At 42.2% G+C, this 25911-nt stretch carries 29 protein-coding genes; 3 read left to right on the forward strand and 26 right to left on the reverse strand.

Annotated features, from left to right (window positions below; translation table 11 throughout):
• Nucleotides 1-13: 13 nt before the first annotated feature.
• The 17 genes from D8862_RS02740 to D8862_RS02820 form a co-directional block, all read right to left on the reverse strand.
• Entirely contained in the window at nt 14-214 is a 201-nt protein-coding gene (locus D8862_RS02740; RefSeq protein ID WP_000051185.1) for a CsbD family protein, read from the reverse strand.
• A 102-nt stretch (nt 215-316) separates the two neighbouring features.
• Complete coding sequence (locus tag D8862_RS02745; RefSeq protein ID WP_125448599.1) at nt 317-967, reverse strand: DUF1803 domain-containing protein; 651 nt, start codon at nt 965-967, stop codon at nt 317-319.
• Entirely contained in the window at nt 951-1463 is a 513-nt protein-coding gene (locus tag D8862_RS02750) for a YiiX/YebB-like N1pC/P60 family cysteine hydrolase (RefSeq protein ID WP_125448600.1), read from the reverse strand. Before D8862_RS02750 ends, D8862_RS02745 begins: the two co-directional genes overlap by 17 nt.
• Before the next feature lie 86 nt (nt 1464-1549).
• On the reverse strand, nt 1550-2485 hold the full coding sequence (locus D8862_RS02755; RefSeq protein WP_125448601.1) for a manganese-dependent inorganic pyrophosphatase: 936 nt from the start codon (nt 2483-2485) through the stop codon (nt 1550-1552).
• Between the two features lie 85 nt (nt 2486-2570).
• Nucleotides 2571-2855, reverse strand: a complete 285-nt coding sequence (locus D8862_RS02760) for a GIY-YIG nuclease family protein (RefSeq protein WP_000349618.1) — start codon at nt 2853-2855, stop codon at nt 2571-2573.
• Nucleotides 2845-3591, reverse strand: coding sequence for a tRNA1(Val) (adenine(37)-N6)-methyltransferase (locus D8862_RS02765; protein WP_125448602.1), 747 nt, complete (start codon nt 3589-3591; stop codon nt 2845-2847). The genes D8862_RS02760 and D8862_RS02765 overlap by 11 nt, the downstream gene beginning before the upstream one ends.
• A 32-nt stretch (nt 3592-3623) precedes the next feature.
• Nucleotides 3624-3983: a S1 RNA-binding domain-containing protein gene (locus D8862_RS02770; RefSeq protein ID WP_125448603.1), complete on the reverse strand. Its 360-nt coding sequence runs from the start codon at nt 3981-3983 to the stop codon at nt 3624-3626.
• Nucleotide 3984: 1 nt separating this feature from the next.
• Nucleotides 3985-5385: a bifunctional Cof-type HAD-IIB family hydrolase/peptidylprolyl isomerase gene (locus tag D8862_RS02775; RefSeq protein ID WP_125448604.1), complete on the reverse strand. Its 1401-nt coding sequence runs from the start codon at nt 5383-5385 to the stop codon at nt 3985-3987.
• 81 nt (nt 5386-5466) lie between these two features.
• Nucleotides 5467-5976, reverse strand: coding sequence for a GNAT family N-acetyltransferase (locus D8862_RS02780; protein WP_125448605.1), 510 nt, complete (start codon nt 5974-5976; stop codon nt 5467-5469).
• Between the two features lie 283 nt (nt 5977-6259).
• Entirely contained in the window at nt 6260-6499 is a 240-nt protein-coding gene (rpsR, locus tag D8862_RS02785) for a 30S ribosomal protein S18 (RefSeq protein WP_000068664.1), read from the reverse strand.
• 31 nt (nt 6500-6530) lie between these two features.
• Nucleotides 6531-7001 carry a single-stranded DNA-binding protein SsbA gene (gene ssbA, locus D8862_RS02790; RefSeq protein WP_125448606.1) on the reverse strand — a complete coding sequence of 157 codons (471 nt, stop codon included), beginning with the start codon at nt 6999-7001 and terminating at the stop codon, nt 6531-6533.
• Nucleotides 7002-7012: 11 nt separating this feature from the next.
• Complete coding sequence (gene rpsF / locus D8862_RS02795) at nt 7013-7303, reverse strand: 30S ribosomal protein S6 (RefSeq protein ID WP_001151782.1); 291 nt, start codon at nt 7301-7303, stop codon at nt 7013-7015.
• A gap of 132 nt (nt 7304-7435) precedes the next feature.
• The gene (locus tag D8862_RS02800) at nt 7436-8644 is read right to left on the reverse strand and encodes an MFS transporter (RefSeq protein WP_125448607.1); all 1209 of its coding nucleotides are present in this window, start codon (nt 8642-8644) and stop codon (nt 7436-7438) included.
• 125 nt (nt 8645-8769) lie between these two features.
• On the reverse strand, nt 8770-10113 hold the full coding sequence (gene asnS / locus D8862_RS02805; RefSeq protein ID WP_125448608.1) for an asparagine--tRNA ligase: 1344 nt from the start codon (nt 10111-10113) through the stop codon (nt 8770-8772).
• A 13-nt stretch (nt 10114-10126) separates the two neighbouring features.
• The gene (locus D8862_RS02810; protein WP_125448609.1) at nt 10127-10498 is read right to left on the reverse strand and encodes a VOC family protein; all 372 of its coding nucleotides are present in this window, start codon (nt 10496-10498) and stop codon (nt 10127-10129) included.
• Complete coding sequence (locus D8862_RS02815) at nt 10498-11679, reverse strand: pyridoxal phosphate-dependent aminotransferase (RefSeq protein WP_125448610.1); 1182 nt, start codon at nt 11677-11679, stop codon at nt 10498-10500. The genes D8862_RS02810 and D8862_RS02815 overlap by 1 nt, the downstream gene beginning before the upstream one ends.
• A gap of 9 nt (nt 11680-11688) precedes the next feature.
• Nucleotides 11689-12165 (reverse strand): cell wall elongation regulator TseB-like domain-containing protein, encoded by a 477-nt coding sequence (locus tag D8862_RS02820; protein ID WP_125448611.1) that lies wholly within the window; start codon nt 12163-12165, stop codon nt 11689-11691.
• 118 nt (nt 12166-12283) lie between these two features.
• Between D8862_RS02820 and D8862_RS02825 the strand changes: the two genes are divergently transcribed.
• On the forward strand, nt 12284-12730 hold the full coding sequence (locus D8862_RS02825) for a MarR family winged helix-turn-helix transcriptional regulator (RefSeq protein WP_125448612.1): 447 nt from the start codon (nt 12284-12286) through the stop codon (nt 12728-12730).
• Nucleotides 12731-12821: 91 nt separating this feature from the next.
• Entirely contained in the window at nt 12822-13370 is a 549-nt protein-coding gene (locus tag D8862_RS02830) for an NADPH-dependent FMN reductase (protein ID WP_125448613.1), read from the forward strand.
• Between the two features lie 31 nt (nt 13371-13401).
• Here D8862_RS02830 and yaaA read toward each other — a convergent pair whose 3' ends face one another.
• The 4 genes from yaaA to D8862_RS02850 all read right to left on the reverse strand — a co-directional run bounded on the left by yaaA (nt 13402) and on the right by D8862_RS02850 (nt 19025).
• Nucleotides 13402-14130: a peroxide stress protein YaaA gene (gene yaaA / locus D8862_RS02835; RefSeq protein WP_125448614.1), complete on the reverse strand. Its 729-nt coding sequence runs from the start codon at nt 14128-14130 to the stop codon at nt 13402-13404.
• 76 nt (nt 14131-14206) lie between these two features.
• Nucleotides 14207-15802 (reverse strand): hypothetical protein, encoded by a 1596-nt coding sequence (locus D8862_RS02840; RefSeq protein ID WP_125448615.1) that lies wholly within the window; start codon nt 15800-15802, stop codon nt 14207-14209.
• An 11-nt stretch (nt 15803-15813) separates the two neighbouring features.
• Nucleotides 15814-16224 (reverse strand): peptide deformylase, encoded by a 411-nt coding sequence (locus D8862_RS02845; protein WP_125448616.1) that lies wholly within the window; start codon nt 16222-16224, stop codon nt 15814-15816.
• 104 nt (nt 16225-16328) lie between these two features.
• On the reverse strand, nt 16329-19025 hold the full coding sequence (locus tag D8862_RS02850) for a cation-translocating P-type ATPase (protein WP_125448617.1): 2697 nt from the start codon (nt 19023-19025) through the stop codon (nt 16329-16331).
• Between the two features lie 307 nt (nt 19026-19332).
• On the opposite strand from D8862_RS02850, the gene D8862_RS02855 reads away from it, so the two are divergent.
• A complete protein-coding gene (locus D8862_RS02855; protein WP_125448618.1) occupies nt 19333-20526 on the forward strand; it encodes a cation diffusion facilitator family transporter in 1194 nt (397 codons plus the stop codon).
• Nucleotides 20527-20579: 53 nt separating this feature from the next.
• Here the strand turns inward: D8862_RS02855 and D8862_RS02860 are convergent, their stop codons facing one another.
• Genes D8862_RS02860 through D8862_RS02880 form a run of 5 tightly spaced genes read right to left on the reverse strand, consistent with a single transcriptional unit; the run spans nt 20580 to nt 25910 of the window.
• Nucleotides 20580-21194, reverse strand: coding sequence for a hypothetical protein (locus D8862_RS02860; protein WP_125448619.1), 615 nt, complete (start codon nt 21192-21194; stop codon nt 20580-20582).
• Complete coding sequence (locus tag D8862_RS02865; RefSeq protein WP_125448620.1) at nt 21194-23062, reverse strand: ABC-F family ATP-binding cassette domain-containing protein; 1869 nt, start codon at nt 23060-23062, stop codon at nt 21194-21196. The genes D8862_RS02860 and D8862_RS02865 overlap by 1 nt, the downstream gene beginning before the upstream one ends.
• A complete protein-coding gene (locus tag D8862_RS02870) occupies nt 23059-24258 on the reverse strand; it encodes a CCA tRNA nucleotidyltransferase (protein WP_125448621.1) in 1200 nt (399 codons plus the stop codon). Before D8862_RS02870 ends, D8862_RS02865 begins: the two co-directional genes overlap by 4 nt.
• Entirely contained in the window at nt 24255-25022 is a 768-nt protein-coding gene (dapB, locus tag D8862_RS02875; RefSeq protein WP_042902716.1) for a 4-hydroxy-tetrahydrodipicolinate reductase, read from the reverse strand. The genes D8862_RS02870 and dapB overlap by 4 nt, the downstream gene beginning before the upstream one ends.
• A 39-nt stretch (nt 25023-25061) precedes the next feature.
• Nucleotides 25062-25910 (reverse strand): DegV family protein, encoded by an 849-nt coding sequence (locus tag D8862_RS02880; protein ID WP_125448622.1) that lies wholly within the window; start codon nt 25908-25910, stop codon nt 25062-25064.
• Between the last annotated feature and the right edge of the window lies 1 nt (nt 25911).

A 25911-nucleotide genomic window follows, 5' to 3' on the forward strand; every position in this document is an offset into this window, starting at 1 on the left:
TCCCTTGATTTTTTTAGTCTTCTTTCTTAAATGAGTTTTTAAGACCTTCAACGGCACCTTCTACAGCACCTTTAGCATCTTCAACAACTTCTTTTGCTTTGGCAACTGTTTTTTCTACAGCACCTTCTGCTTCTGTTTTGCTATCGCCAGTAACTTTACCAAATCCTTCTTTGATAGCACCAGTTGCTTGTTCCAATTTATTTTCAAGTGACATAGCTCTGTCTCCTTTTTGTTTTAATACGACAATGGTTATCGCTTACATTTAGTTTATGCTTATTCTTTAGTAAAGTCAAACAATCTGCTCAAAAGCAAACAATTAAGGCAAATAGAAAGTCAACCGTTCCTTGTCAAAATCAACAGCCAACTCATACTTCCCTTCTTCGTTTTGAACAATATAACCCAAGACGACTAAACTCTCAACGAATATATCACGCCGTTTCTGCATGAGCTGGTCCTTTTTGAGGAACTTGAGTAAAAAAGTCGTCATATACTTGAGAGCGTACTCAGGATTGACATCTCCTAAAATGGCATAAAGTTCCTGCTGTTTTTGTGTCAAAGGATACTGTTGTTTGACCTTGTAGAAATAATTGGACAGGGTCATTTTCTCTCTTGCAAAATCCGTAGATTCGACTAAAATGGCTGCATTGGTTTGATTGCGCAATTCTGTCTCATAAGTCTTCTCCAGTAAGGCTTGATAGACTGGACTGTCCTCTCTGATAAAAATTTCTTGGTCAAGGGCTAAATCATCCGTAGATTCTAAAAAGGGGAGATTGAGAAAATAGCGTTTGTTTTCCCTTAGGATCAAGCCTGCCTTTATATACTCTTCCATGAGTTTATCAACTGCCACATCTGGAAACTGAGCCTTGATTTCTCGTAGAATCACATCGTCATGCTGGTCCAGATAGTCAACCAAATCTATAAAAAATGGCTGTCGAGTCAAACGAGATGGATTAAAAATCTGAATCATGAAGATTCCTTTCTTTACATTCTAAAAGAGAAGATGCTGCTAGTTGACTAGGATTGGTCCCTGGTTGATTCAGAGGCACAGGAAGTTCGAGTTTCCTGTAATATTCCCTCCAAAAATCACTAATCTCCTGCTCCCCGTCCCCAAATTGCATCGGAATAGTCTCGAAAATAGGAAGAATTTCCGCGATATACTGGGAGCAATAAAAGCCAGACCCATCTGGATAAAAAGAGGCGTTATAGGGTGCATCTAAATGTTTGCTAGCTCTCTCCTTTACCAAGTCAGCTTCCATCTCTGGATAGGTGTAGAGATCGTAGAGATGAGTCGGTTCAAAAAATTCAGCTGGTTCTTGACAAATGACACCTGCTTGCCCACTAGCATGGTAGATCAAACCGTCCAAAAAGATAGCTACATGACTATAGTTCCCAGTAGAAGCCTGGATGGCCTGCCCCATATCTGAAAGATCCTTCACAAAAATCAAATCGCCATTTTCTAACATCTTTCTCTCCTAGAAAAAAAGGAGCCGAGACCCCTTTAGCTATAAGGAAAACAAAGTTTCCTCATTATTAATTATCACTCAGACTATTAGCTATTAAAGCTTTCAGTCAACTGAGGCACCACTTGTTTCTTACGAGAAACGGCACCTGGAAGGAAAGCATGGTTGTTTTCAAGTTTGAAGTTAAAGGCTGCTTCCACCTTGTCCATGTTTGATCCAATAGCCAAAATTTCTGAATTTGAGTTGACAATATCTGTAATCATCAAGACAAAGTCAGAGTAGCCATTTGCTGTGTTGGCAGCTTGCATTGCAGCTTCAATTTCTGCTTGGCGTTCCAATACTTCCGCGATGTCCACTGTGTTTACTTGGGCAACACGGACATTATTTCCGTTCAACTCGAAAGTCTTAGCATCAATGTCAATCAATTCTTCAGCAGATTTGCTAGCCAAGTTAGTACCAGCTTTGAGCATAGCGAGACCGTACTCTTCCAAATTGACACCAGCCAATTCTGCCAATTCAGGAGCGATGACTTTATCTGACGGGTGTGTTGTTGGTGATTTCAAAAGAAGGGTATCTGAAATCAAACCTGAAAGCATCAAACCTGCGATTTCTTTAGGAACTGCCACACCATGTTCTTTGAACATGCGGTAAACGATTGAAGACGCAGATCCAACTGGTTCCAAGCGCATGTAAAGCGGACTTACAGTTTCAAAGTTAGCTACACGGTGGTGGTCTACAACACCGTAAACTTCTACTTCAGCGATATCTGATACAGACTGTTGGAATTCATTGTGGTCCGTTAAGATAACTTGCTCTGCACCTTCAGCTTTAGCAGATGTGATAACACGCGGTGCTTCAACACCAAAATAGTTCAAAACAAAGGCAGTTTCTTCATTTGGTGTTCCAAGTGCTACTGCTTCTGTGTCCAATCCATAAGCTTCTTTCGCAAGATAAGCAAAGGCTACAGATGACCCGATGGCATCTGAGTCTGGATTTTGGTGACCAAATACTAGAATCTTAGACATGATAATACCTCTTTAAATTTATTCATCTTATTTTAGCACTTTTTTCCTCTTTTGACAAAAGTAAGAGGAGTCAAAGGGCTCCTCATTAGACATCAATATCGTTAACTAGATTTTTCTCTTGATTTTCGGATAGAAATCGTTCTTTCTGCGGTCTTTTCTTACGTTTGAGGAGAGCCTCTGCAGACATGGCTTCTTCTTTGCTAACAAAACCCTCTACATAGATGAGTTTGACTGGCAAGCGAGCTCGGGTATATTTGGCTCCCTTTCCACTATTATGAACGGCAAGGCGTTTCTTCACATCTGTCGTATAACCAGTATAGTAAGAACCGTCACAGCACTCCACCACGTACATATAAGCCTTATGATCCATAGTAAATCTCTTGAATTTCTGGCGTATAGGAACCGTCGTCATTGTGAACAATGAGTGGTGGCAAGACCTTGAAGCCACTCGTCGATCCATCCTTTATAGCCTCAATTAAGAGCATATTTGCTTCCTTTTCTCGTTTAGGATAGACAAATTGCAGGCGCTTAGGTGCCAAATTGTGGCGTTGAAGCATGTCTAGAATATCCAAAAGTCGATCTGGACGATGAACCATGGCCAAACGGCCATTAGTCTTAAGAATACTCTGAGCACTTCGGCAGATTTCTTCTAGGTTAGTCGCAATTTCGTGTCTAGCCAGAAGATAATGTTCACTCTCGTTGAGATTGGAATGCGGATCCACCTTGAAATAAGGCGGATTACACAAAATCATATCTACCTTACTTCCCTGAATGTGGGCAGGCATATTTTTCAAATCATCGCAGATGACTCGCATCTGCTCTTCCAAGCCATTCAACTGAACCGAACGCTCTGCCATATCCGCCAAGCGCTCCTGAATCTCTACAGATATTATCCGCGCCTGAGTACGAGTGCTGGCAAAAAGCCCTACTGCCCCATTCCCTGCACAAAAGTCCACAATTAAGCCCCGTTTAGGGAAGCGAGGAAAGCGCGACAAGAGAACACTATCTACCGAATAGCTAAACACCTCTTTGTTTTGAATGATCTTGATATCTGTCGAAAAGAGCTGATTGATTCGCTCTCCTGGTTTTAATAATTGTTCTTCCATATATTGATTTTAAAAATACGAAATCTAATAGACTAGTTTTTCTCTCTCAGATTGTTGAGGGCTTCCTTTGTCCAGATTGGCATCATTCGCCCAAGTGGTGCAAAACCGTGCTTGATACGATCATTTGAAAAACGTCTCCGTCTTGGTAGTTGGTGTTTTTCTTCCTCCAGAGTGCGAATAGATAGACTGGCTTTACCTGAAAATTCGTCTAAATCAACAACCTGAACTTGCACTTCTTCACCAATTTTCAAAACTTCATAGATATTTTCGATAAATCCCGTTCGAATCTCCGAGATGTGAATCAACCCAATCACCCCTGTCTCTAACTCAACAAAGGCACCATAGGGCTGGATTCCTGTAATACACCCATTTAGCTTATCACCGATTTTCATCTTAGTCCTCAATTTCAATCGTTTCAATTACTACATCTTCAACTGGTTTGTCCATAGCGCCTGTCTCAACAGCTGCAATGGCGTCCAAGACTGCAAAAGATTCTGCATCGACCAATTGCCCAAAAACAGTATGGCGGCGGTCAAGGTGAGGAGTTCCACCCTTCTCTGCATAAATCTCAGCAATTGGTTCAGGCCAACCACCACGCGCAATCTCTTTCTTAGAGTAGGGCAAGTGTTGGTTTTGCACGATAAAGAACTGACTGCCATTGGTATTTGGACCAGCATTGGCCATAGAAAGAGCCCCACGAACATTATAAAGTTCTTCTGAAAATTCATCTTCAAAAGCTTGTCCATAAATAGACTCTCCCCCCATACCAGTACCAGTTGGGTCTCCGCCTTGGATCATAAAGTCCTTAATAATACGATGGAAAATCACACCATCATAGTAACCGTCTTTTGACAGAGCAACAAAGTTAGCTACTGTTTTGGGAGCATGTTCAGGGAAGAGCTTGATACGCATTTCTCCGTGATTTGTCTTAATGGTCGCAAGAGGACCTTCTACTGTTTCAATTTCTACTTGTGGGAAATGCAATTCTTTTTCTACCATACCAAATCCTTCTAAGGCATCAAAAATGCCATCTTCTTCTAGTGTTTTAGTAATATAATCTGCTTTTTCTTTGATTTTTTCATGGGAAACTCCCATGGCAATACTGATTCTAGCATAATCAAAGAGTTCCATATCATTGAGACCATCCCCAAAGACCATGACATTCTCTGGTTTCAAGCCTAGATGTTCTACCACCTTGGCTACGCCAGTAGCTTTCGAACCTGAAATCGGCACGATATCAGATGAATGTTCATGCCAACGCACCATTCGAAGTTTACCTGAGAGACTATCTGGTAGGTGCAAATCAGCCCCTTTATCCTCAAAGGTCCACATCTGGTATATATCCGCTTTTTCATGGAAGTTAGGATCCACATCCAAGTTTGGATAAATCGGGTCAATCGCCTCACTGATCAGTTCTGTTCGAGTAGAAAGTTTGGCGTCATGACTACCAACCAAGCCGTACTCAATTCCCTCTTCCTTCGTCCAAGAGACATACTCCTCAACATCTGACTTGTCAATCTGATGTTGATAAACCACCTTCCCTTTTTTATCTTCTATATAGGCACCATTCAAGGTTACAAAAAAGTCAGGCTTGAGATCACGAATCTCTGGAACCACACCGAAAATGCCACGCCCAGAAGCAATTCCTGTCAAAATCCCTTTTTCACGCAACTGCTTAAAGACAGTAGGAATCGTAGCTGGAATAAAACCTGTCTTTGACGTACGCAAGGTATCATCAATATCAAAAAAGACGATTTTAATCTTCTTTGCCTTGTATTTTAATTTCGCATCCATCTCTCTACCTCTTTCAATCTAACTCTTTCCATTATACCATAAAGTAAAGAAATCCCATATCTTCAAAAAATTCGCTATCTCTTATTCGAATTCCTTGGATAAGTACAAAACCAAATCATCATTATTTTGAATAGTGGCGTTCATTTCCAACGGTTGGTTTCGATACCAAACTCCCGTACCATCTGGAATATAGCCTCGTTTGATGTACAATCTCTGAGCAGGTCCATAACCTGAATGGAGCCCAACACCAAGCGTCACCTTATTCGATATAAGCGTGACTCGTTTCTCTGCTTCTTCCAGCAAGAGATTTCCAATACCTTGATTTTGAAAGGGCTCAAAGACATTGAAATCTGAAAGTTCTGGAGCCATCCCAGCAAAGGGACCATGCTTGGCAATTGGTAAAATAGTGATATACCCCGCTACTACACCCTCAAAATCAGCAACTAAAGCTTCCCTCTCTCCACTCTCCTGTTCCTTAAAGTATAGAGTTAAAATTTCCTCTCTACTTGGCCAACCTTGGCTGATAAATCCTTGAGATAGATCTTTAATGTCAGATTCTTGCATTTTTCTAATTGAACATGTCGTCTTCATAAGCTGCTCCTTTAAAGCTTTCTCCTACCATTATAGCACGATAATAAAAATTAAAAGAAAAAACCTAGTAAGAAAGAAAATCTTACTAGGTCAAAAAGTAGACGTTTCGAACGGAGTCCTGTAAAAGTCTGAAAAAAGAGGTCCGGGGGACCTGAAAAAAAGACCCGTTGGGGTCTTAATTCGCTTTCTTGTTTCCGAGCTCATGAAAAAGAGGTCCACTGGACCCCAACTCGCTCTCTCATTTCAAAGCTCGTGAAAAAAAGACCCGTCGGGGTCTTTTTTTTTAATCTTCGTTTACGAAAGGCATCAAAGCCATTACGCGAGCGCGTTTGATAGCTGTTGTTACTTTACGTTGGTTTTTAGCTGAAGTTCCTGTTACACGACGAGGAAGGATTTTCCCACGTTCTGAAACGAAACGGCTAAGAAGCTCAGTATCTTTGTAATCAACATATTCAATTTTGTTTGCTGCGATGTAATCAACTTTTTTACGGCGTTTGAATCCGCCACGACGTTGTTGAGCCATGTTTTTTCTCCTTTATAGTTTTAATTGTCCATTAGAATGGTAAATCATCATCTGAAATATCCAATGGATTGGTTGCTCCAAATGGATTTTCATCACGTGAAAAGTCTGGTACTGATTGTGTAGGTGCTGTATAACTAGCAGTTGGTGCAGAATAAGCTCCACCTGTATGTCCTTCACGCACGCTACGGCTTTCCAACATTTGGAAATTGTCAGCCACGACTTCTGTTACGTAGACACGTTGTCCTTGCTGGTTATCGTAACTACGAGTCTGGATACGACCGGTAATCCCGATAAGAGAGCCTTTTTTAGCCCAGTTAGCAAGATTTTCAGCCTGTTGGCGCCACATAACGACATTGATGAAATCAGCCTCACGTTCGCCATTTTGACTCTTGAATATACGGTTTACTGCAAGAGTAAAAGTCGCAACTGCTACATTTGATGGGGTATAACGCAACTCAGCGTCACGTGTCATACGCCCTACAAGTACAACATTGTTAATCATAATTTACCTTCTTACGCGTCAAGTTTGACGATCATGTGACGAAGAATGTCAGCGTTGATTTTTGAAAGACGGTCAAACTCTTTAAGAGCTGCGTCATCGTTTGCTTCAACGTTAACGATGTGGTAAAGTCCTTCACGGAAATCTTGGATTTCGTATGCAAGACGACGTTTTTCCCATGATTTTGATTCAACAACAGTTGCACCGTTGTCAGTCAAGATAGAGTCAAAACGTGCTACCAAAGCGTTTTTCGCTTCTTCTTCAATGTTTGGACGAATGATATAAAGAATTTCGTATTTAGCCATTGATATGTTCCTCCTTTTGGTCTAATGACCCCTAGTCTTTGCAAGGGGTAAGTGAGGTTTGCTCACAATTAACTATTATACTAGAAAAGCTGGTAGATAGCAAGAGAAAAAAGATAAAAGTGAAAAATAACTCTATTTCTTAGAAATAACATTCTCTTTCAGTTCCAAAGATCCGGCCATCTCTTTCAAAATGAAAAATAGCAAAAAGCTGGCTAGTACTAAAATGAACCCTAAGTAAAGAAAGGCTACTACAAATCCTAGATAGTCAATCAACCACCCCGTCAGAGGAAAAATGACGATCATACTCAGGCTGAACATCATAGAGTAGACACTTAGCATGGTTGCCCGTACCTCACTTGGGAGTCGCTTTTGTAAATCGTTGTCAAAAATCGGTTGAAAGAGAGCATATAAGGCGTTACTAATCAAATAAACTAAAATATAAATCAGTGGCGTACCAAAGTAGGACAGCAAATAAGTTCCTCCCGTCAAGAGGACAAGAATTGGAAAAAGTTTTAAGGCTGAATACCTCTTTCCAATCTTACTTGCTAGATAAACTGCCCAGATATTCAAAGCACTGCCCATCAGCATGACCATCGAAATCTGCCATCCTTCTAGGTCAGGCAGTTGATTTTGATAGTAAAAATAAAACATACACATCAGTGTTCCGATGATTTGGGACAGAATCATCCAACTAAAAAGACTGAGGTTTCTCCGCAACTCCTCTTTGACAGTCCACATAATCTTTTTCATCGTTAAACGCTCAGATTTTTGCGCTTTAACACTAGGCTCTTTTAGCATCCAAGTTAGAAAAAGAACGATAATCGAAGTAGCAATCATGATATAGTAGGTCAAGTGCAATTGACCATGGACAAAAAATCCTGCTAAAATGGTCCCCAAAGACCGAGTTCCTTCTGCGACTCCTGACATAAAACTTGAGATAGATAAGTAGCGCTCTTTTAATCCAGCCTCCACGGCTGAATCATAAACCATGGCTGCACTCGTCCCCGAATCAAAATTATAAGACAAGGCACTCACCACCATAGCGAGTGCGTAAATCCAAAAATTACCTTGTCCTAGTAACATGAGAATAGACGACGCAATCCCAGCTATTCGACTTAAATATAGATTGGTTTTATAGGAATAGCGGTCAGCTAACATTCCAGAGGGAATTTCACAGATGACACTAGTGGCATGAAAAATACTTTCCAATAAGCCAATCTGCCAAAGTGACATCCCATTTTGACTGAGAAATAAAATCCAAAAGCTGGTAATGCCCAAAAAGGCAAAAAATTCCACACCAGCCATGAGACCGATATTCTTCCGGTAATTTCGTTTAAACATAATTTCTCCTTTAACAAGTGTATTTGTATCTTTGTGTTTATCACTTGTTAAGCTGTGCTTTACATGTTCTCCACCTCTTCTTTCTTCTACTTTGAAAAAACGCCTATTACGGCGTTTTAGTTTTTTTATGGTTTAATACGATGCAACATACGTGGGAATGGAATAGCTTCACGGATGTGTTTTGTTCCTGCTGCGAAGGTTACCATACGTTCGATACCGATACCAAATCCACCGTGTGGAACTGTACCGTATTTACGAAGGTCAAGGTAGAATTCATACTCTGTACGATCCATGCCAAGTTCATCCATCTTAGCAACAAGGGCATCGTAGTCTTCCTCACGCATAGATCCACCGATGATTTCTCCATATCCTTCTGGTGCAAGCAAGTCTGCACAAAGCACGCGCTCTGGATTTCCAGGAACTGGTTTCATGTAGAAGGCCTTTATAGCTGCTGGGTAGTTGATAACGAAGGTTGGAACACCAAAATGGTTTGAAATCCATGTTTCATGTGGTGAACCAAAGTCATCTCCATGTTCCAAATGCTCGTAGTCAGCATCTTCATCATTTTCATGTTCTTGCAAGAGGTCAATGGCTTGATCATAAGTGATGCGTTTGAATGGCTCTGCAATGTAGCGTTTCAAAAGATCTGTATCACGTTCCAAAGTTTCCAAGGCTTGAGGGGCACGGTCAAGAACACCTTGAAGAAGGGCTTTGACATAAGCTTCTTGCAAGTCAAGTGACTCATCGTGAGTCAGGTATGAGTACTCCGCATCCATCATCCAGAACTCAGTCAAGTGACGGCGCGTTTTTGATTTTTCAGCACGGAATACTGGACCAAAGTCAAAGACACGACCAAGAGCCATAGCCCCTGCTTCTAGGTAAAGCTGACCTGATTGACTCAAGTAGGCTGGCGTTCCGAAGTAATCTGTTTCAAAGAGTTCTGTTGAATCTTCTGCTGCGTTTCCTGAAAGGATAGGGCTATCAAACTTCATGAATCCGTTCTTATCAAAGAACTCATAAGTTGCATAAATGATAGCGTTACGAATTTGCATCACAGCCACCTGCTTACGAGAACGGAGCCACAAGTGACGGTTGTCCATCAAGAAGTCGGTTCCGTGTTCTTTTGGAGTGATTGGGTAGTCTTGAGATTCACCGATCACTTCGATGTCTGTGATATCGAGTTCATAGCCAAACTTAGAACGTTCGTCTTCTTTGACAATCCCTGTCACATAGACAGAAGTTTCTTGGCTCAAGCGTTTGATGACATCAAACTTCTCAAGTCCCACTTCTTCACCAAATTTTTCTACAAAGTTTGGTTTAAAGGCTACACCTTGGAAGAAGGCTGTTCCATCACGCAATTGCAAGAAGGCAATTTTCCCTTTTCCTGATTTGTTGGCAACCCAGGCTCCGATGGTCACTTCTTGACCAACGTAGTCTTTTACATCAATAATTGTTATACGTTTTGTCATTGTTTTTCCTTTTCTATTCTTCTTTATGGCAAACTGCCTCTATGTTATTTCCATCTGGATCAATAATAAACGCAGCATAGTATCCCACATGGTAATTTTTACGTTCGCCAGGTGCACCATTATCCTTTCCTCCAGCAGCCAAAGCTGCATGATAGAAAGCATCTACTTCTTGACAAGTTCGAGCACTAAAGGCAAAATGCATCGGCTCTTGTTGACCAACACTTAGCCAAAAATCACCACCTGGATCCACATCTCGCGGTTCTGTGAAACTAACGACCTGCCCCGTATCAAATTGAAGGTGATAATTTAAAGCAGCTAAAGTAGCTTGATAGAAAGCTTTAGAAACTTCTAAATTCTTTACCTTAAGGGTAAAATGATCTATCATTATAATTCCTCCATAAACTGATGCAAACGGCGAATAGCTTCTTTTAATGTATCCAAGTCGGTGGCATAACTGAGACGAACATTTTCTGGTGCTCCAAATCCAGCTCCTGTAATCAAAGCCAGACCGACTTCTTCAAGGATAGCTGTTGTAAAGTCCGTCACATCGGTATAGCCCTTCATCTCCATCGCTTTTTTAACATTTGGGAAGAGATAGAAGGCTCCTTGTGGCTTAACAACTTCAAATCCTGGGACTTGGCACAAGAGAGGATAAATGGTATTCAAACGTTCCTCAAAAGCCTGGCGCATGGTTTCAACAGAGTCTTGCGGTCCAGTTAGGGCTTCAATGGTAGCATATTGCGATACAGCAGTCAGGTTGGAGGTTGTTTGTCCTGTTAGTTTGCTCATAGCAGCGATAATTTCAGGATTTCCCACAGCATAACCTACCCGCCAACCAGTCATAGCATAGGCCTTAGATACACCGTTAATCACGATGGTTTGCTTGCGAATGGCTTCTGACAGACTAGAGATTGGAACAAATTCGTTCCCGTTATAAACCAAACGACCGTAAATATCATCTGCTAGGATAAGGACATCATGCGCAACAGCCCAATTTCCAATAGCCGAGAGTTCCTCACGAGAGTAAATCATACCAGTCGGATTAGATGGCGAATTGAGAACCAAGACCTTGGTCTTATCTGTTCGGGCTGCTTCTAGCTGCTCTACTGTTACTTTAAAGTGATTGTCTTCCTTGGCCTGGACAAAGACTGGCACGCCTTCTGCCATCTTGACCTGGTCTCCATAGCTGACCCAGTATGGTGTAGGGATGATGACCTCATCACCTGGATTGACCACAGCCATAAAGAAGGTGTAGAGAGAGAACTTAGCACCAGTGGCAAAGGTAACTTCGTTGGCTGCTACAGAATACCCATAATGGCGTTCAAAATAGGTATTAACCGCAGCTTTTAACTCTGGTAGGCCTGAAGCAACTGTATAGAAGGAAGCTCGTCCATCTCGAATCGCTTCTACCGCTGCATCCTGAATGTTTTCAGGAGTATGAAAATCAGGCTGTCCCAAGGTTAAGAAAAGAACATCCTTTCCCTGAGCTTTTAATGCTTTGGCTCTTGCATCACTGGCTAGAGTGACGCTTTCTTCCATTTCTAGTACACGTTTGGATAGTTTCATATGCCCTCCTTATTGGATCACTGCTCCTGTTTCAAAGTCGACCAGATAGTACTGGTTTCCTGACTTAACTTCCCAAATCGGCTTGTCCTGATAACGACCAAAGGTGATCTTGTCAATGTCGCTAGCTCCTTTTTCCCTCGAAATCGTCGCTGCCTTGTCTTGAGAAATCCCCTTATCAAGCTGATAGACATAAATCTTGTGGTCATTCTTTTCAATCAGTACGGCAATGGCCTCTTGCTTTTTATTATGTCCCAGAACACTGTAATAGCCCTCTAGACCATTGTAGAAATCAACCTGGTCTGTCTTTTCCAATTCTGCGTACTGCTTGGCCAGTTTTTCTCCTTCAACCCTAGCATCTTGATAGGGTTTCATGCTGAGTGATATCAGATAAAGGAAGGAAGTGGTCATGACTAGTACTACCAGAGCAATGCCGATTCCATACTGTAAAAGTAGCTTGTTTTTTGCTTTTTTCTGTCTTAGTTTCACTCGTCTATTTTACCATCTCTCCTCCTTTATTACAAGTGAAGACAGGAACATTCTAAGAATCTTTTCCTATAAAATATAAGTTCTTGTTTTTCTCTCTCATTATTGATAAAATAGCCTTATGAAACAACATTTAAAAGAGAAAATTTCCGATAACCAACTAGATTTAAAAACAGCTATAGTCCTCAATAAAGCCATACGAACTTTTAAACCATATGAAGCCAAGGCTGCTAAAGAATACGGGCTAACACCCACCCAATTTTCAGTTTTGGAAACCCTCTATAGCAAGGGGGAACTGCGCATTCAGGATTTGATTGAAAAAATGCTATCCACTTCTGGGAACATGACTGTTGTCATCCGAAATATGGTTCGAGATGGCTGGATTTCTAGAACTTGTGACCCCAAGGATCGTCGATCCTTTTTCCTGAAATTAACACCTGCCGGACGCAGAAAAATCGAAGAGGTTCTTCCTGACCATATTGATTCTATCGTAGAAGCACTCAGCATCTTGGAAGATGGCGAAAAGGAAGACTTAATCCGCATTTTAAAAAAATTTAAAAATTTGTGAGCAAAATTATTGCTAATTAGTATTATTTGTTGTAACATAGACGGTAACAAAAGAGTTCGCTCTTTGAATTTTAAACTAAAGGAGACATATCATGTCTAAAAAAGTATTATTTATCGTCGGTTCACTTCGCCAAGGTTCTTTCAACCACCAAATGGCCCTCGAAGCTGAAAAAGCACTTGCTGGAAAAGCGGATGTCAGCTATCTTGATTACTCAGCTGTTCCTCTCTTTAGCCAAGACTTGGAAGTTCCAACTCATCCAGCTGTAGCTACTGCTCGTGAAGCAGTCCTTGCTGCGGATGCTATCTGGATCTTCTCTCCAGTCTACAACTTCTCTATCCCTGGAACAGTGAAAAACTTGCTTGACTGGCTCTCTCGTGCCCTTGACTTGTCTGATACACGTGGCGCTTCTGCCCTCCAAGACAAGTTTGTTACTGTCTCATCTGTAGCCAATGCAGGTCACGATCAACTCTTTGCCATTTACAAAGACCTCTTGCCATTTATCCGTACACAAGTCGTTGGCGACTTTACTGCCGCTCGTGTCAATGACTCTGCTTGGGCAGATGGAAAATTGGTGTTAGAGGAAGCAACTGCTTCATCACTTGCAAAACAAGCGGACGACCTGCTTGCAGCTATCAACTAATCCAGCAAAAACCAGCTCATTCGAGCTGGTTTTATGCTTGTTTCACAAAGACGAGTTCTAAATCACTTGATAAATCAGGTCGGTAGTCAAAACCTGCGAAGCTGATCTTACGAGCTTGCTCAACTGTTTGAACTTGCCCCTCTATCAAGGCGGTCAAAAAGGCGCCACGTGCTTTTTTTGAAATGGTTGAGTGGATTTTCAACTGGCCTGCCTTGTCCTCCATAAATTTGAAGGTCACCATCTTTTCTCTAATTTCCTTCGAAAATACAGTTTCAAACTCTGATGATAGGAGTGAGAATATCAAGTTCTCATCCTGTAGGGCCTCATCGTAGGCTGACTTCCAATGATTCTTTAGAGTTTTTCCAGCTACTTTTAACTTCATCAAGAAGTCCAAACGGTGAGGAGCCATGGGCGACAAGACTGGGACAACACCGTATAAAGCTGATGTTATTAAAACATGATGTTCAAGATAGGTTTGTTCAGCCTCAGCTAACCCATCTCGTTTGATATGGCGGTACATGAGACCGTCAAAGAGCTTCAAGGCTGGATAGTTTTTAGCCCTGTAATCTTTAAGAGCTTGAATACGAGCGTACTCTTCTTCTGCTTTCTCGGCAGATACCTTATAAAAACTTTCTAATTCACTGGCTGAGTAGTGCGCCAGTGAATCAAGGACTGCCTGACTTTCTTCACTCAAAGGGAGCGCTTCAATACAAGGATGGTCTGTGTTCATTTCTTTTGCTGTTGGGATTAAAATTTTCATATTGTTAGTGTAGCATATTTTTCAACCACGACCAAGAATTTCATCTTAAAAACCTCGGTTCAAACCGAGGTTTCTTTTACTTGACTTTAAAGGTCTTGAGGTAATTATCTTTTCCAACTTGACCTTCAAAGGATTGGCCATTTTCGAGGTAAGGAAGGTCATCTGACACGGAAGCCTTGACCTTATAAATTTTGCTATCAACTTTGAAGAAGTAGACGGTATCCCCCTTGATGACAGCTGATCTAAGGTCTGAAACCACTCCCTTGATACTTTCTACCGTTTCGTTATCCAGCTCGAGGTCATTTTTATTGGCATATTTGCTGAGGAGTTCATCTACTGTAGCTGCTACGATGACGTTTTGGTACTCCACTGCGTCTACCAAAGCATACTCCTTGACCAAGCCTGCGTTATCTTTCAAGCCCATGATATAAAGAGGCTTGTCATTGAGATTGACAAGAATAGGGAAGGTAGCCTTGTAGGCCTTCTCTTGCACTGCTCCCTCTGCAGAAGCACGGGCTGATTCTTCGGTTGCTGATGCTAGATTGTACTTGGTGATTTCACCAGTGCGCATATTTTCAAGGATAAATCCTAGATTACTTTCGTCAGCATTTGCTGAAGTCACCCCCGTGTAGAGATAAATGTCATTTCCGATAGAAAGATAGTTATAGCCCTCGGTCGTTTGGGTAACATTTTTCTTAGAAATCAAGGCATTCCAGAAGCCGTCTTTATACTTGCCGTTGTAGTTGATTTGCTCGATGGTTTCTTCAGCTGGATAGACACGGTCCACCCATTCTGGGACCTCATCCAAGCTGTATTCCTTGGTTTCTCCATTGGTGGCGTCTAAGATAATAACAGATGAAGGACGAGGGACTCCTAGACCAAACTGCTTTTGATAAACGGTTGCTACATAGAAAGGATTGCCTTCATCATCCACCTCAAAGGATGGGGTTTTAAAAATCTTGGTCGGATACTTGATCCGAAGATGACGTTTGACGTCTCGGTTAAAATACTCAGAGTCCGAATACTTCATCGGCGTTTTTAAATCCACCAATTCCGCATTTCCTGTCACCATATCAACCTTGATATACTCACCAATTCCCTTGGACTGATTATTAAACCATTTGATCGGGTCGGCATACTCCAAAGGTGTAACCCGATAAGGTTTGCCATCAACAGTCAGCTGGGTATAAGTATCTGCTGCTACGTACTGGGATACCTTATCTGTCAGAGAGCCCAGATAACGGTCACCAATTTTTTCTGCAGTGCTCCGATCTAGGATTGGAACCTTACTGGTATCACTCTTAGGAAAATCTTTAAAGTCTTTTTCTGTGATGGACACCACATTAGCATAATTTTTTGCTTGGAAAAAGCTAGAGGTTACTAGGCTTACCAGACCAGCAAGGACAAAGATAAGTCCTGCTGCCAGCAACAATCCTCCACCTAATTTATTAAAATGAAATCCTTCTAGATTGAGATCTTTAGCAACCTTGCCATGACGTACGTGAACCGTCTTGAGGAGATTGGTATCCTTGCGGAAACTAAACAAAATCCCCATCACCACCAAATGTACACATAGGAAAAAGATAAATTCCCAACTGGTAAGATTGAAGGGTGGTAAAAAGATATACCAGGTCGTTGCGATAAAAACAAGTTCAAAGAGTATACGTTTCATCTGAGTTCCTCCTAAATAATCCGTCCTTCCAAATGATCCAGTTCATGCTGGCAGATCTGAGCTGGAAAACCTGTCAGTGTAATAGTCTGTTCCTGCCACTTACTATCACGATAGGAAACTGTAATCGTTTCATAGCGAGTTGTTGGTCGCACCCCAGTCAAGGACAAACATCCTTCCTCTGTCTCGTAAGGTCCTTCGTAGGAAAGGAGAACAGGGTTAAACATGACCATGGGAACTAGACCAAGATTAAATATAATCACGCGCTTCTGCACGCCAATCATATTAGCTGCTAGACCGACACAGGTCTCGCGATTGGCAAGCAGAGTATCCTGTAAATCTCTAGCTAGATAAAGGTCTTCCTGACTCGCAGGTTTTGATACCTGCGACAAAAATAAGACATCTCGGACAATTTTCTTTTCCATTCTCTTTCACTCCTTGCTACTTTACTTTATTATAGCACAAAAGGAAGCGACTTCTAATTCTTTCCCTCAAATGCAAAAAAAGCCATCCGAAGATGACTTTCTTTTTAAATCGCGTTCTTATCAAGACCAAGTTTACGTTGAACAAACTTGACGATTTCGACAATGATAATCATTGAGAAGCTTCCAGCCATGACAATTCCCCATTGTGACAAGTTCAGTTTGGTTACGTGGAAGATACCTTCAAGCGGCTCTACGACGATTGTTGCCATCAAGAGGATGAAAGATACCAAGATTGACCAGTTGAAAGTCTTAGACTTGAATGGTCCGACTGTCAAGATAGATTGGTAAACAGACTTGACGTTGTAGGCATGGAAGAGCTGAATCAAACCAAGTGTTGCAAAGGCCATGGTGAGGGCATCCGCATGAATGGTATGATTGTCACCCACATGAACTGGGTAAGCAATTGCAAGTCCATAAACACTCATAACAATAGCTGCTTGGAGTACACCTTGATAGATGATAGAACTCAAAACACCACCTGAGAAGAAGCTTGCCTTTCGTCCACGTGGTTTATGATTCATGACACCAGGCTCAGCAGGTTCAACACCAAGAGCAATAGCTGGGAAGGTATCTGTTACCAAGTTGATCCACAAAAGATGAACTGGCTGCAAGACGTCCCAACCAAACAAGGTTGATAAGAAGATGGTTAATACTTCAGCCGTATTGGCAGAAAGTAAGTACTGAATAGTCTTTTGAATGTTTGAGAAGACCTTACGTCCTTCTTCAACTGCGACGATAATAGTCGCAAAGTTATCATCTGCAAGAATCATGTCAGAAGCTCCCTTAGAAACCTCTGTACCAGTGATTCCCATACCGATACCGATATCGGCTGTTTTCAGAGCTGGCGCATCATTAACACCGTCACCTGTCATAGCAACAACCTTACCTTGTTTTTGCCAAGCCTTGACGATACGAACCTTGTGTTCTGGAGACACACGGGCATAAACAGAGTATTGACCAACTACTTTTTCAAAGTCTTCATCTGACAGTTCGTTGAGCTCAGCACCAGTTAAAACGTGGCCTTCTGTATCATTTGCATCAATAATTCCCAAACGTTTGGCAATAGCTTCTGCAGTATCTTGATGGTCACCCGTAATCATGATTGGACGGATTCCAGCTTCCTTAGCCACACGAACAGCTTCTGCAGCTTCGGCACGTTCAGGGTCAATCATTCCAATCAATCCAGTAAAGATCAAGTTGTTTTCAAGCTCTTCAGAAATGAGGTTTTCTGGAATGCTGTCTACAATCTTATAAGCACCTGCCAGGACACGCAAGGCTTGGTGAGCCATTTCAGAGTTGTTTGTGTGAATTAAGTCATTGACTTTCTCATCAATCGGAGCAATATCTCCAGCCTTGTCACGAGTAACACAACGTTTCAAAAGTTGATCTGGAGCCCCTTTGACTGCCACTAGGAATTTCCCATCTGGCAATGGGTGAACCGTTGACATGAGCTTACGATCTGAGTCAAATGGCAATTCGGCTACACGAGGATATTTTTCTAAAAATCCTTTAACATCATAGCCCTTATCCAAGGCATACTGGATGAAGGCTGTTTCGGTTGGATCCCCGATTAGGTTTCCTTCTGCATCAATCTTCGTATCATTAGCCAAAACAACTGAACGAAGAAGAGGCATTTCAAGACCTAGTTCAATGTCATCAGCTGAATCATGTAGAACTGCATCATAGAAGACTTTTTCGACGGTCATCTTGTTCATAGTAAGCGTACCAGTCTTATCAGAAGCGATGATCTCAGTTGAACCAAGTGTTTCAACTGCTGGCAACTTACGAACGATAGAGTTTCGTTTTGCCAAAACTTGAGTACCAAGGGCAAGAACGATGGTCACGATAGCAGGAAGGCCTTCTGGAATAGCTGCAACAGCAAGCGCAACAGAGGTCATCAACTCACCGAGTGGATCTTTGCCTTGAATGAAGACTCCAACTACAAAAGTAACAAGGGCAATGACCAAAATAGCATAGGTCAAGACCTTAGAAAGGTTGTTCAAGTTTTGTTTGAGTGGTGTGTCCGTCTCATCCGCATCTTGAAGCATACCCGCGATATGACCAACTTCCGTATACATACCTGTATTGACAACAACACCAAGACCACGACCGTAGGTAACGTTTGAGTTTTGGAAAGCCATATTGACACGGTCACCGATACCTGCATCTGTAGCGAGTTCAACTGTCAAGTCTTTTTCGACTGGAACAGACTCACCTGTTAGAGCCGCTTCTTCGATTTTAAGTGAATTGGCTTCTAGCAAACGTAGGTCTGCTGGTACGACGTCACCTGCTTCTAGAGCAACGATATCACCTGGTACCAATTCTTTTGAGTCAATCTCAGCCATGTTCCCATCACGTATAACGCGAGCAGCTGGACTAGACATAGACTTGAGAGCTTCGATGGCTTCTTCCGCTTTTCCTTCTTGGTAAACACCGAAGGCCGCGTTGATAATAACAACGGCTAGGATAATGATGGCATCTGCAATGTCTTCCCCACCAGAAGTTATGACAGACAAGATGGCTGCAGCCACCAAAATAATAATCATCAAATCCTTAAACTGTTCGATGAATTTAACCAAGAGAGATTTTTTCTCACCCTCTTCGAGTTCATTGCGTCCATATTCAGCTAGGCGTTTCTGTACTTCGCTTGACGAAAGACCCTGCTCAGTTGCTTCAACCGACTTCAAGACCTCTTCAGGGCTTTGAGTATAAAACGCTTGGCGTTTTTGTTCTTTTGACATGTGTCTCCTCCTTGACTTTGTGTGCAAAACAAGCTCTCTTTTGGTTTTATGACAAACAAAAAGAGACCTGTTAATCATAACAAGTCTCGCTGTTTAAGATAGCGCCGGAAAGCATACTTTGCAGTATAAAATTCGGAATGACGACACTATCACAGGTTTCTGCCAGCTACTCCCTTGAGTAGTACTATTATATCAAAATTTGAACAATTTTCAAGAATTAAAATCCGATGAAACAAGACTAAATTTGAATTTTCCCATGAAAACCAGTATAATGAAAACAGAATCTCAGCACTAGAAAGGAAGTCCGATGAATCAATCCATGTCAAATCTCAAGTTGGCAGAACGTGGTGCCATTATCAGCATTTCGACCTACCTCCTCTTGTCTGCAGCAAAATTGGCAACTGGGCACCTCCTTCACTCCTCCAGTTTGGTGGCAGATGGTTTCAACAACGTATCCGATATTATCGGAAACGTTGCTCTCTTGATTGGGATTCGGATGGCCCGTCAACCTGCAGACCCTGACCATCGCTTTGGTCACTGGAAGATTGAAGATTTGGCTAGCTTGATCACTTCCATCATCATGTTCTATGTTGGTTTTGATGTGCTTCGGGACACCATTCAGAAAATCCTTAGTCGAGAACAAACACCCATTGATCCTCTGGGAGCGATTCTAGGAATCATTTCAGCAGCGGTCATGTTTGCTGTTTATCTCTATAATACACGCCTCAGTAAGAAATCCAAATCCAAGGCCCTCAAGGCAGCTGCCAAAGACAATCTTTCCGATGCTGTCACCTCGCTTGGGACTTCCATTGCTATCTTAGCCAGCAGTTTCAATTATCCTATCGTGGATAAATTGGTCGCTATCATCATCACCTTCTTTATCTTAAAGACAGCCTATGATATCTTTATCGAGTCTTCCTTCAGTCTTTCAGATGGCTTTGATGACCGTCTGCTAGAGGACTACCAAAAGGCCATCATGGAGATTCCAAAGATTAGTAAGGTCAAATCCCAAAGAGGGCGTACCTACGGTAGCAATATCTACCTTGATATCACGCTAGAGATGAATCCCGACCTATCAGTCTATGAAAGTCACGAAATTGCAGACCAGGTTGAGTCTATGCTAGAAGAACGATTTGGTGTTTTTGATACTGATATCCACATCGAACCTGCTCCCATACCTGAGGACGAGATTTTAGACAATGTCTATAAAAAACTGCTCATGCGTGAGCAATTGATTGACCAAGGAAATCAGCTAGAAGAACTCCTTGCTGAGGACTTTCTCTATATCCGTCAAGATGGAGAGCAGATGGATAAAGAGGCTTATAAGTCTGAAAAAGAACTTAGTGCTGCGATTAAGGACATTCAGACTACCTCCATCAGTCAAAAAACCAAGCTCATTTGCTATGAGCTAGATGGTATCGTCCATACCAGTATCTGGCGTCGCCATGAGACTTGGCAAAACATCTTCCACCAAGAAACTAAAAAAGAAGACAAACAATGACCCTATCCAGTGGATAGGGCCTTTTTTATTATTCTAGTTTAAGCCGAGATGGCCTATGAAAGTTTGGAAGATTTGCTTTTCGAAGCTTGTTTTACCTCTTTTCTTGCTTGGCGATTTTGCTTGATGCGCCATTCTCGCTCAAAGTAGGACATGGTTTCAAAGACTCTTCTAGGAAAGTCAACATCCAGTAAATGAATCGGAATTATCAAGTCGACAGCAGGTTTAGCACTTGAAAATTTACTTCGCAGTCGATTCCATAGAGATTTCGTTTTTACAAGGTCTTTGTCAAAAAAACAAACTTCAATCTGGTAAAAATCCCTCGAACTTCCACCACCCTTGATTCTCATAAGAGAAAATGTTTCTACTTGCCTCCAGGAATAAAACTGCCAGTCTTTCTTTGGATATGGTTTATAGGAAAATCCTTGAGCTGTACATTTTAAATACTCTTTATCTGATAGAAGAATCTGTATCCGTTCATACAAGAGCCATCCAACAATGATGATTAAGAATAAGACAAAGAGTCTTAGTGCTACTAATCCAATAGCTGCTTCTTTGGGATAGGTCATCATAAAATATAGGATCCAAAGCAAAAAAGCTAAGTCCACAAAGCAGAGTACAATATTCCAAATGATTTTCCTACTACTCCATTTGATGATTTTCTCTTTCATTAAACCAACTTACTTAAATATTCATAGCGTTCATATTTTTCCAGCAAGGCTTCATTCTTCTCGTCTAATTCTTTCTGAAGAGTAGCTAGTTTCCCAAAGTCAGAACCATTTATCTGCATCTCCTCTTCAATAGCAGCGATACGGTTTTCCAAGGCTTCAATATCGCCTTCAATGCTTGCCCACTCCTGCTTTTCTTGATAGGTCATCCGCTTCTTTTCTTCACGGACCTTGACCACTTTCTCCTTTTCGACCTTTTGCACTTGATTGGCCATCTCTGTTTCAAAGGCTTTTTCATCAAGGTAATCAGTGTAATGGCCAAAGAAAGTACGGATGTTGACATTCTCAAAGGCGAGAATCTTAGTTGCTACCTTATCTAAGAAATAACGGTCGTGGCTAACTGTCAAGACAGGACCCGCAAAGCCCTGCAAGAAATTCTCCAAAACTGTTAAAGTCGCAATATCTAGGTCATTTGTCGGTTCGTCCAAGAGAAGAACATTTGGTTTTTCAAGGAGAAGTTTGAGGAGATAAAGGCGTTTTTTCTCTCCACCAGACAACTTCTCAATCAAGGTTCCATGCGTCGAACGTGGGAAGAGGAACTGCTCTAGCAACTCTGCAATGGAAGTCGTAGAACCGCCACTAGTCTTAACCTCTTCTGCTACTTCCTGCAAGTAATTGATAACGCGCTTGCTCTCATCCAAGCCCTCAATTTGTTGAGAGAAATAGGCGATGCGAACTGTTTCCCCTATCACAACTTGTCCTGCTGTCGGCTCAAGACTTCCTGCGATGAGATTAAGCAAGGTTGATTTCCCAACACCATTGTTCCCAACAATTCCGATACGGTCTTTGGCCTGCACCAAGAGGTTGAAATCTTGCAAAATGGGCTTGTTTTCATAGGCGAAGGAAACATCTTTAAACTCGATGACCTTCTTACCAATCCGACTGGTCTCAAAGTTCATGGTCAAGTCTGTCTCAGCAACGCCGCCTAAAACTTCTTTTTTCAAGTCATGAAAACGATTGATACGGGCCTGTTGCTTGGTCGCACGCGCCTGCGGTTGTCTGCGCATCCAGGCCAATTCTTGCTTATAGAGTTGTTCCTTTTTGTGGAGAAGTGCTGCGTCACGCTCATCTTGTTCTGCCTTTAGGCGAACATAGTCCTGATAATTTCCCTGATACTCGGTCAAGCCTGCTCGGTCCAACTCGAAAATCCGTGTTGACAAAGCGTCTAGGAAATAACGATCATGTGTGATAAAAAGGACGGTTTTCTTGGAATTTTTCAAAAATAGGGTCAGCCACTCAATGGTCGCAATGTCCAGGTGGTTGGTCGGCTCATCCAGTAGCAAGAGATCGTGGTCTCCAAGAAGAACTTGCGCCAACTGAACCCGTCTTCTCAGACCACCTGACAATTCGCCAACAGGAGTTGATAAGTCCTGAATCCCCAACTTGCTGAGAACCGTCTTGACCTGGCTTTCAATTTCCCAAGCTTGGAGAGAGTCCATCTCTGCCATGACCCGTTCCAAACGAGCCTGCTTGTCCTCACTGTAGTTGAGCATGATCAACTCATACTCACGAATCAACTGAATTTCCTTGAGGTCGCTGGACAGAACCGTATCCAAGACCGTCTTGCTATCATCAAAATCTGGATTCTGGGTCAAGTAACCAATCTTATAGTCATTCTTTGCCGAAAAGGGACTGACATCCCCATCAAAGCCAGAAACACCCGAAAGAACATCTAAAAGGGTGGTTTTCCCAGTTCCGTTGACACCGATAAGACCAATTCTGTCCAAATCATGGATAATAAAGGAAATATCCTTAAAAACGGTCTTGTCACCAACGGATTTGCTTAGTTTTTCAACGATAAAATCACTCATTTTTTCTCCCTCAGGTAAGCATGGATGGCTTGACGGTCATTTTCCAATTCTCCATCAACAATGGCAAACTCAATCTCTGTTAAAACCTCTCCCAAGGCTGGACCTGGCTGATAACCATATTCCTTAATCAAAATGCCACCGTTAATCTGGATTTCTTTCTTATCATGAATGGTCAAACTATGGTAAGTTTCTGTGATGGCTTGTGGGTTGACTGCTTTTCTTTGAGCCTGGCGAAGACTTTCAGCTTGTAGAAGGAAATCCAAATCAAAGCGGTAACAATCGCGCTTGCTCAGCTCTCCTTCTTCTCGCAAAGCCAAAATGGTCAGCAAATCCTGAACCTGCTTGGCAAATTGGCGTGATGTCTTCCAATCTTTCAAAAACTGTTGCGAATCTTTAATCTCCAAAGTCCACAAGAGGGCCGCCCAGGCTTGTTCAGAAGAGGCAAAAGTGAAATCAGGCTCCAAATCAAACAGTCTGCGGAGCTTGTCCTGGCTTCCTGCCATATCTGGAAGATAGTCATAAGCTTGACTTTCAATCATGGAAGACAGACCCACTCGCCAAAAAGGTGCCAGCAAGAGTTTATCAAACTCAACGAAGGTGCGCTCCACAGAAATTTTCTCCAAAAGTGGCGTCAAAGTCTTCATCGCCTCAAAAGTTTCTGACTCAAGTTTAAAACCGAGACTGGCCTGAAAACGGAAACCTCGCATAATTCGCAGAGCATCTTCGTTAAAACGCTCACTAGCTACTCCAACTGCTCGCAAGACTTGGTTTTCCAAATCTTTGAGACCATCGAACAAATCAATGATTTCTCCTGTCTCATCCAAGGCAAAGGCGTTGACTGTGAAATCACGGCGTTTGAGGTCTTCTTCTAGCGAACGCACAAAGGAAACCGCACTGGGTCTGCGATAGTCTACATAGACATCCTCTGTCCGAAAGGTCGTCACCTCATACTCCTCGTCCCCATCTAGAACCAAGACGGTTCCGTGCTCGATTCCGATATCGGCTGTTCGCGGAAAGATCTGCTTAGTCTCCTCTGGATAAGAAGAGGTTGCGATATCCACATCGTGGATGGGACGATTGAGGATGGCATCTCGAACAGAGCCCCCAACAAAATAGGCTTCGAAGCCTGCTTCTTTAATTTTTTCTAATACTGGTAAAGCCTTCTGAAATTCAGAAGGCATTTGCGTTAATCTCATAATAAGTGTTCTAATCCATAGACAAGCTCATGACGCTTGACAACTTCTTTGATTCCCAAATTGACCCCTGTCATGAAGGAGCTGCGATCATAGGAGTCATGACGAAGGGTCAATCCTTCTCCCTGATTGCCAAAGATGACTTCTTGATGTGCTACCAAGCCTGGTAGACGAACCGAGTGAATACGCATGCCATCAAAGTCAGCACCACGGGCACCTGCAATCAATTCTTCCTCATCAGGCGCACCTTGTTGGATAGACTCTCGCACTTCCGCCATCAGCTCAGCCGTTTTAATGGCTGTTCCGCTCGGAGCATCTTTTTTCTTGTCATGATGGAGCTCGATAATTTCCACATTTGGGAAATATTTGGCAGCCTGCGCCGCAAATTGCATAAGCAAGACAGCTCCCAGGGCAAAGTTAGGGGCAATCAAGCCACCCAAATCTTGTTCACGGGAAAATGCTTTTAGTTCTGCAATTTCTTCACTAGTGAATCCTGTTGTTCCTACGACAGGAGCAAAGCCATTTTCAAGAGCAAAGCGTGTATTTTCGTAGGCAACGGCTGGTGTAGTAAAATCCACCCAGACATCCGCTTCAAAACCAGCCAAGTCAGCCTTATCATTGAAAACAGGAATTCCCTGCCATTCTGACTCAGACTCAAAAGGATCCAAAACTGCGACCAAGTCCAAGTCTGGATCAGCCAAGACCATCTGACAAGCAGCTTGGCCCATCTTTCCCTTAAAACCAGCAATAATTACGCGAATACTCATCTCTACTCCTATCTAAGATACAAAGCCTGTAAGAACAATTTAGACGATTGGTGTATAGCTCAAGGCGATACTACCTTCTCCAAGGTGGGTCCCAATGACACTACCAAAGGTATCAATTGGAATCTCAGCAGTCACACCACTCTCCATCAAAAGCTGACGTAAATCCGCTGCCTTTTGAGGAGCATTGCCATGGATGACTGTTATACGGTAGTCCCCATCTTTTGTCAAATCCTTGATGATTTCTACCAAACGTTTGATTGCCTTCTTTTCCGTACGAACTTTTTCGTAAACTTCAATCACACCTTGGTCATTAAAGTAGAGGATAGGCTTGATACTGAGGAGATTCCCTAAGATAGCAGCCCCATTTGACAAACGTCCTCCCTTAACCAAATGATCGAGGTCATCTACTATGATAAAGGCTGAATTATCAGCAATTTGAATCCCCAACTTCTCCTGAATCTGGGCAAAATCATCGCCTTGTTCTGCCCATTCAAAGGCACTCTCTACCATAAATCCTAGAGGAGCACTTGTAATATGAGTGTCAGGAAAAGCAATGGTCAAACCTTCATACTCGTCCACCATGTATTGGATATTCTGATAAAAGCCTGAAATCCCTGACGAAAGAAAGAGTCCCAAGACATGAGTATACCCCTCATCTTTCAAGGAACTTAGAATCTCATCCAATTTGGCAATACTTGGTTGACTAGTTTTAGGCAATTCTGCAGACTGAGCCATTTTTTGATAAAATTCCTCAGCAGTCAGATTGACACCTTCAACATACTCCTCCCCATCAATATTGACAGGAATATCCAAGACAAATAGATTCTCTCTTTGCAGCGTCTTCTCCTCTAAATAGGCTGAAGAATCTGTAATGACAGCTAATTTCATG

This window comes from Streptococcus oralis (assembly GCF_003942585.1).
In the GTDB taxonomy this organism is placed as follows: domain Bacteria; phylum Bacillota; class Bacilli; order Lactobacillales; family Streptococcaceae; genus Streptococcus; species Streptococcus oralis_BE.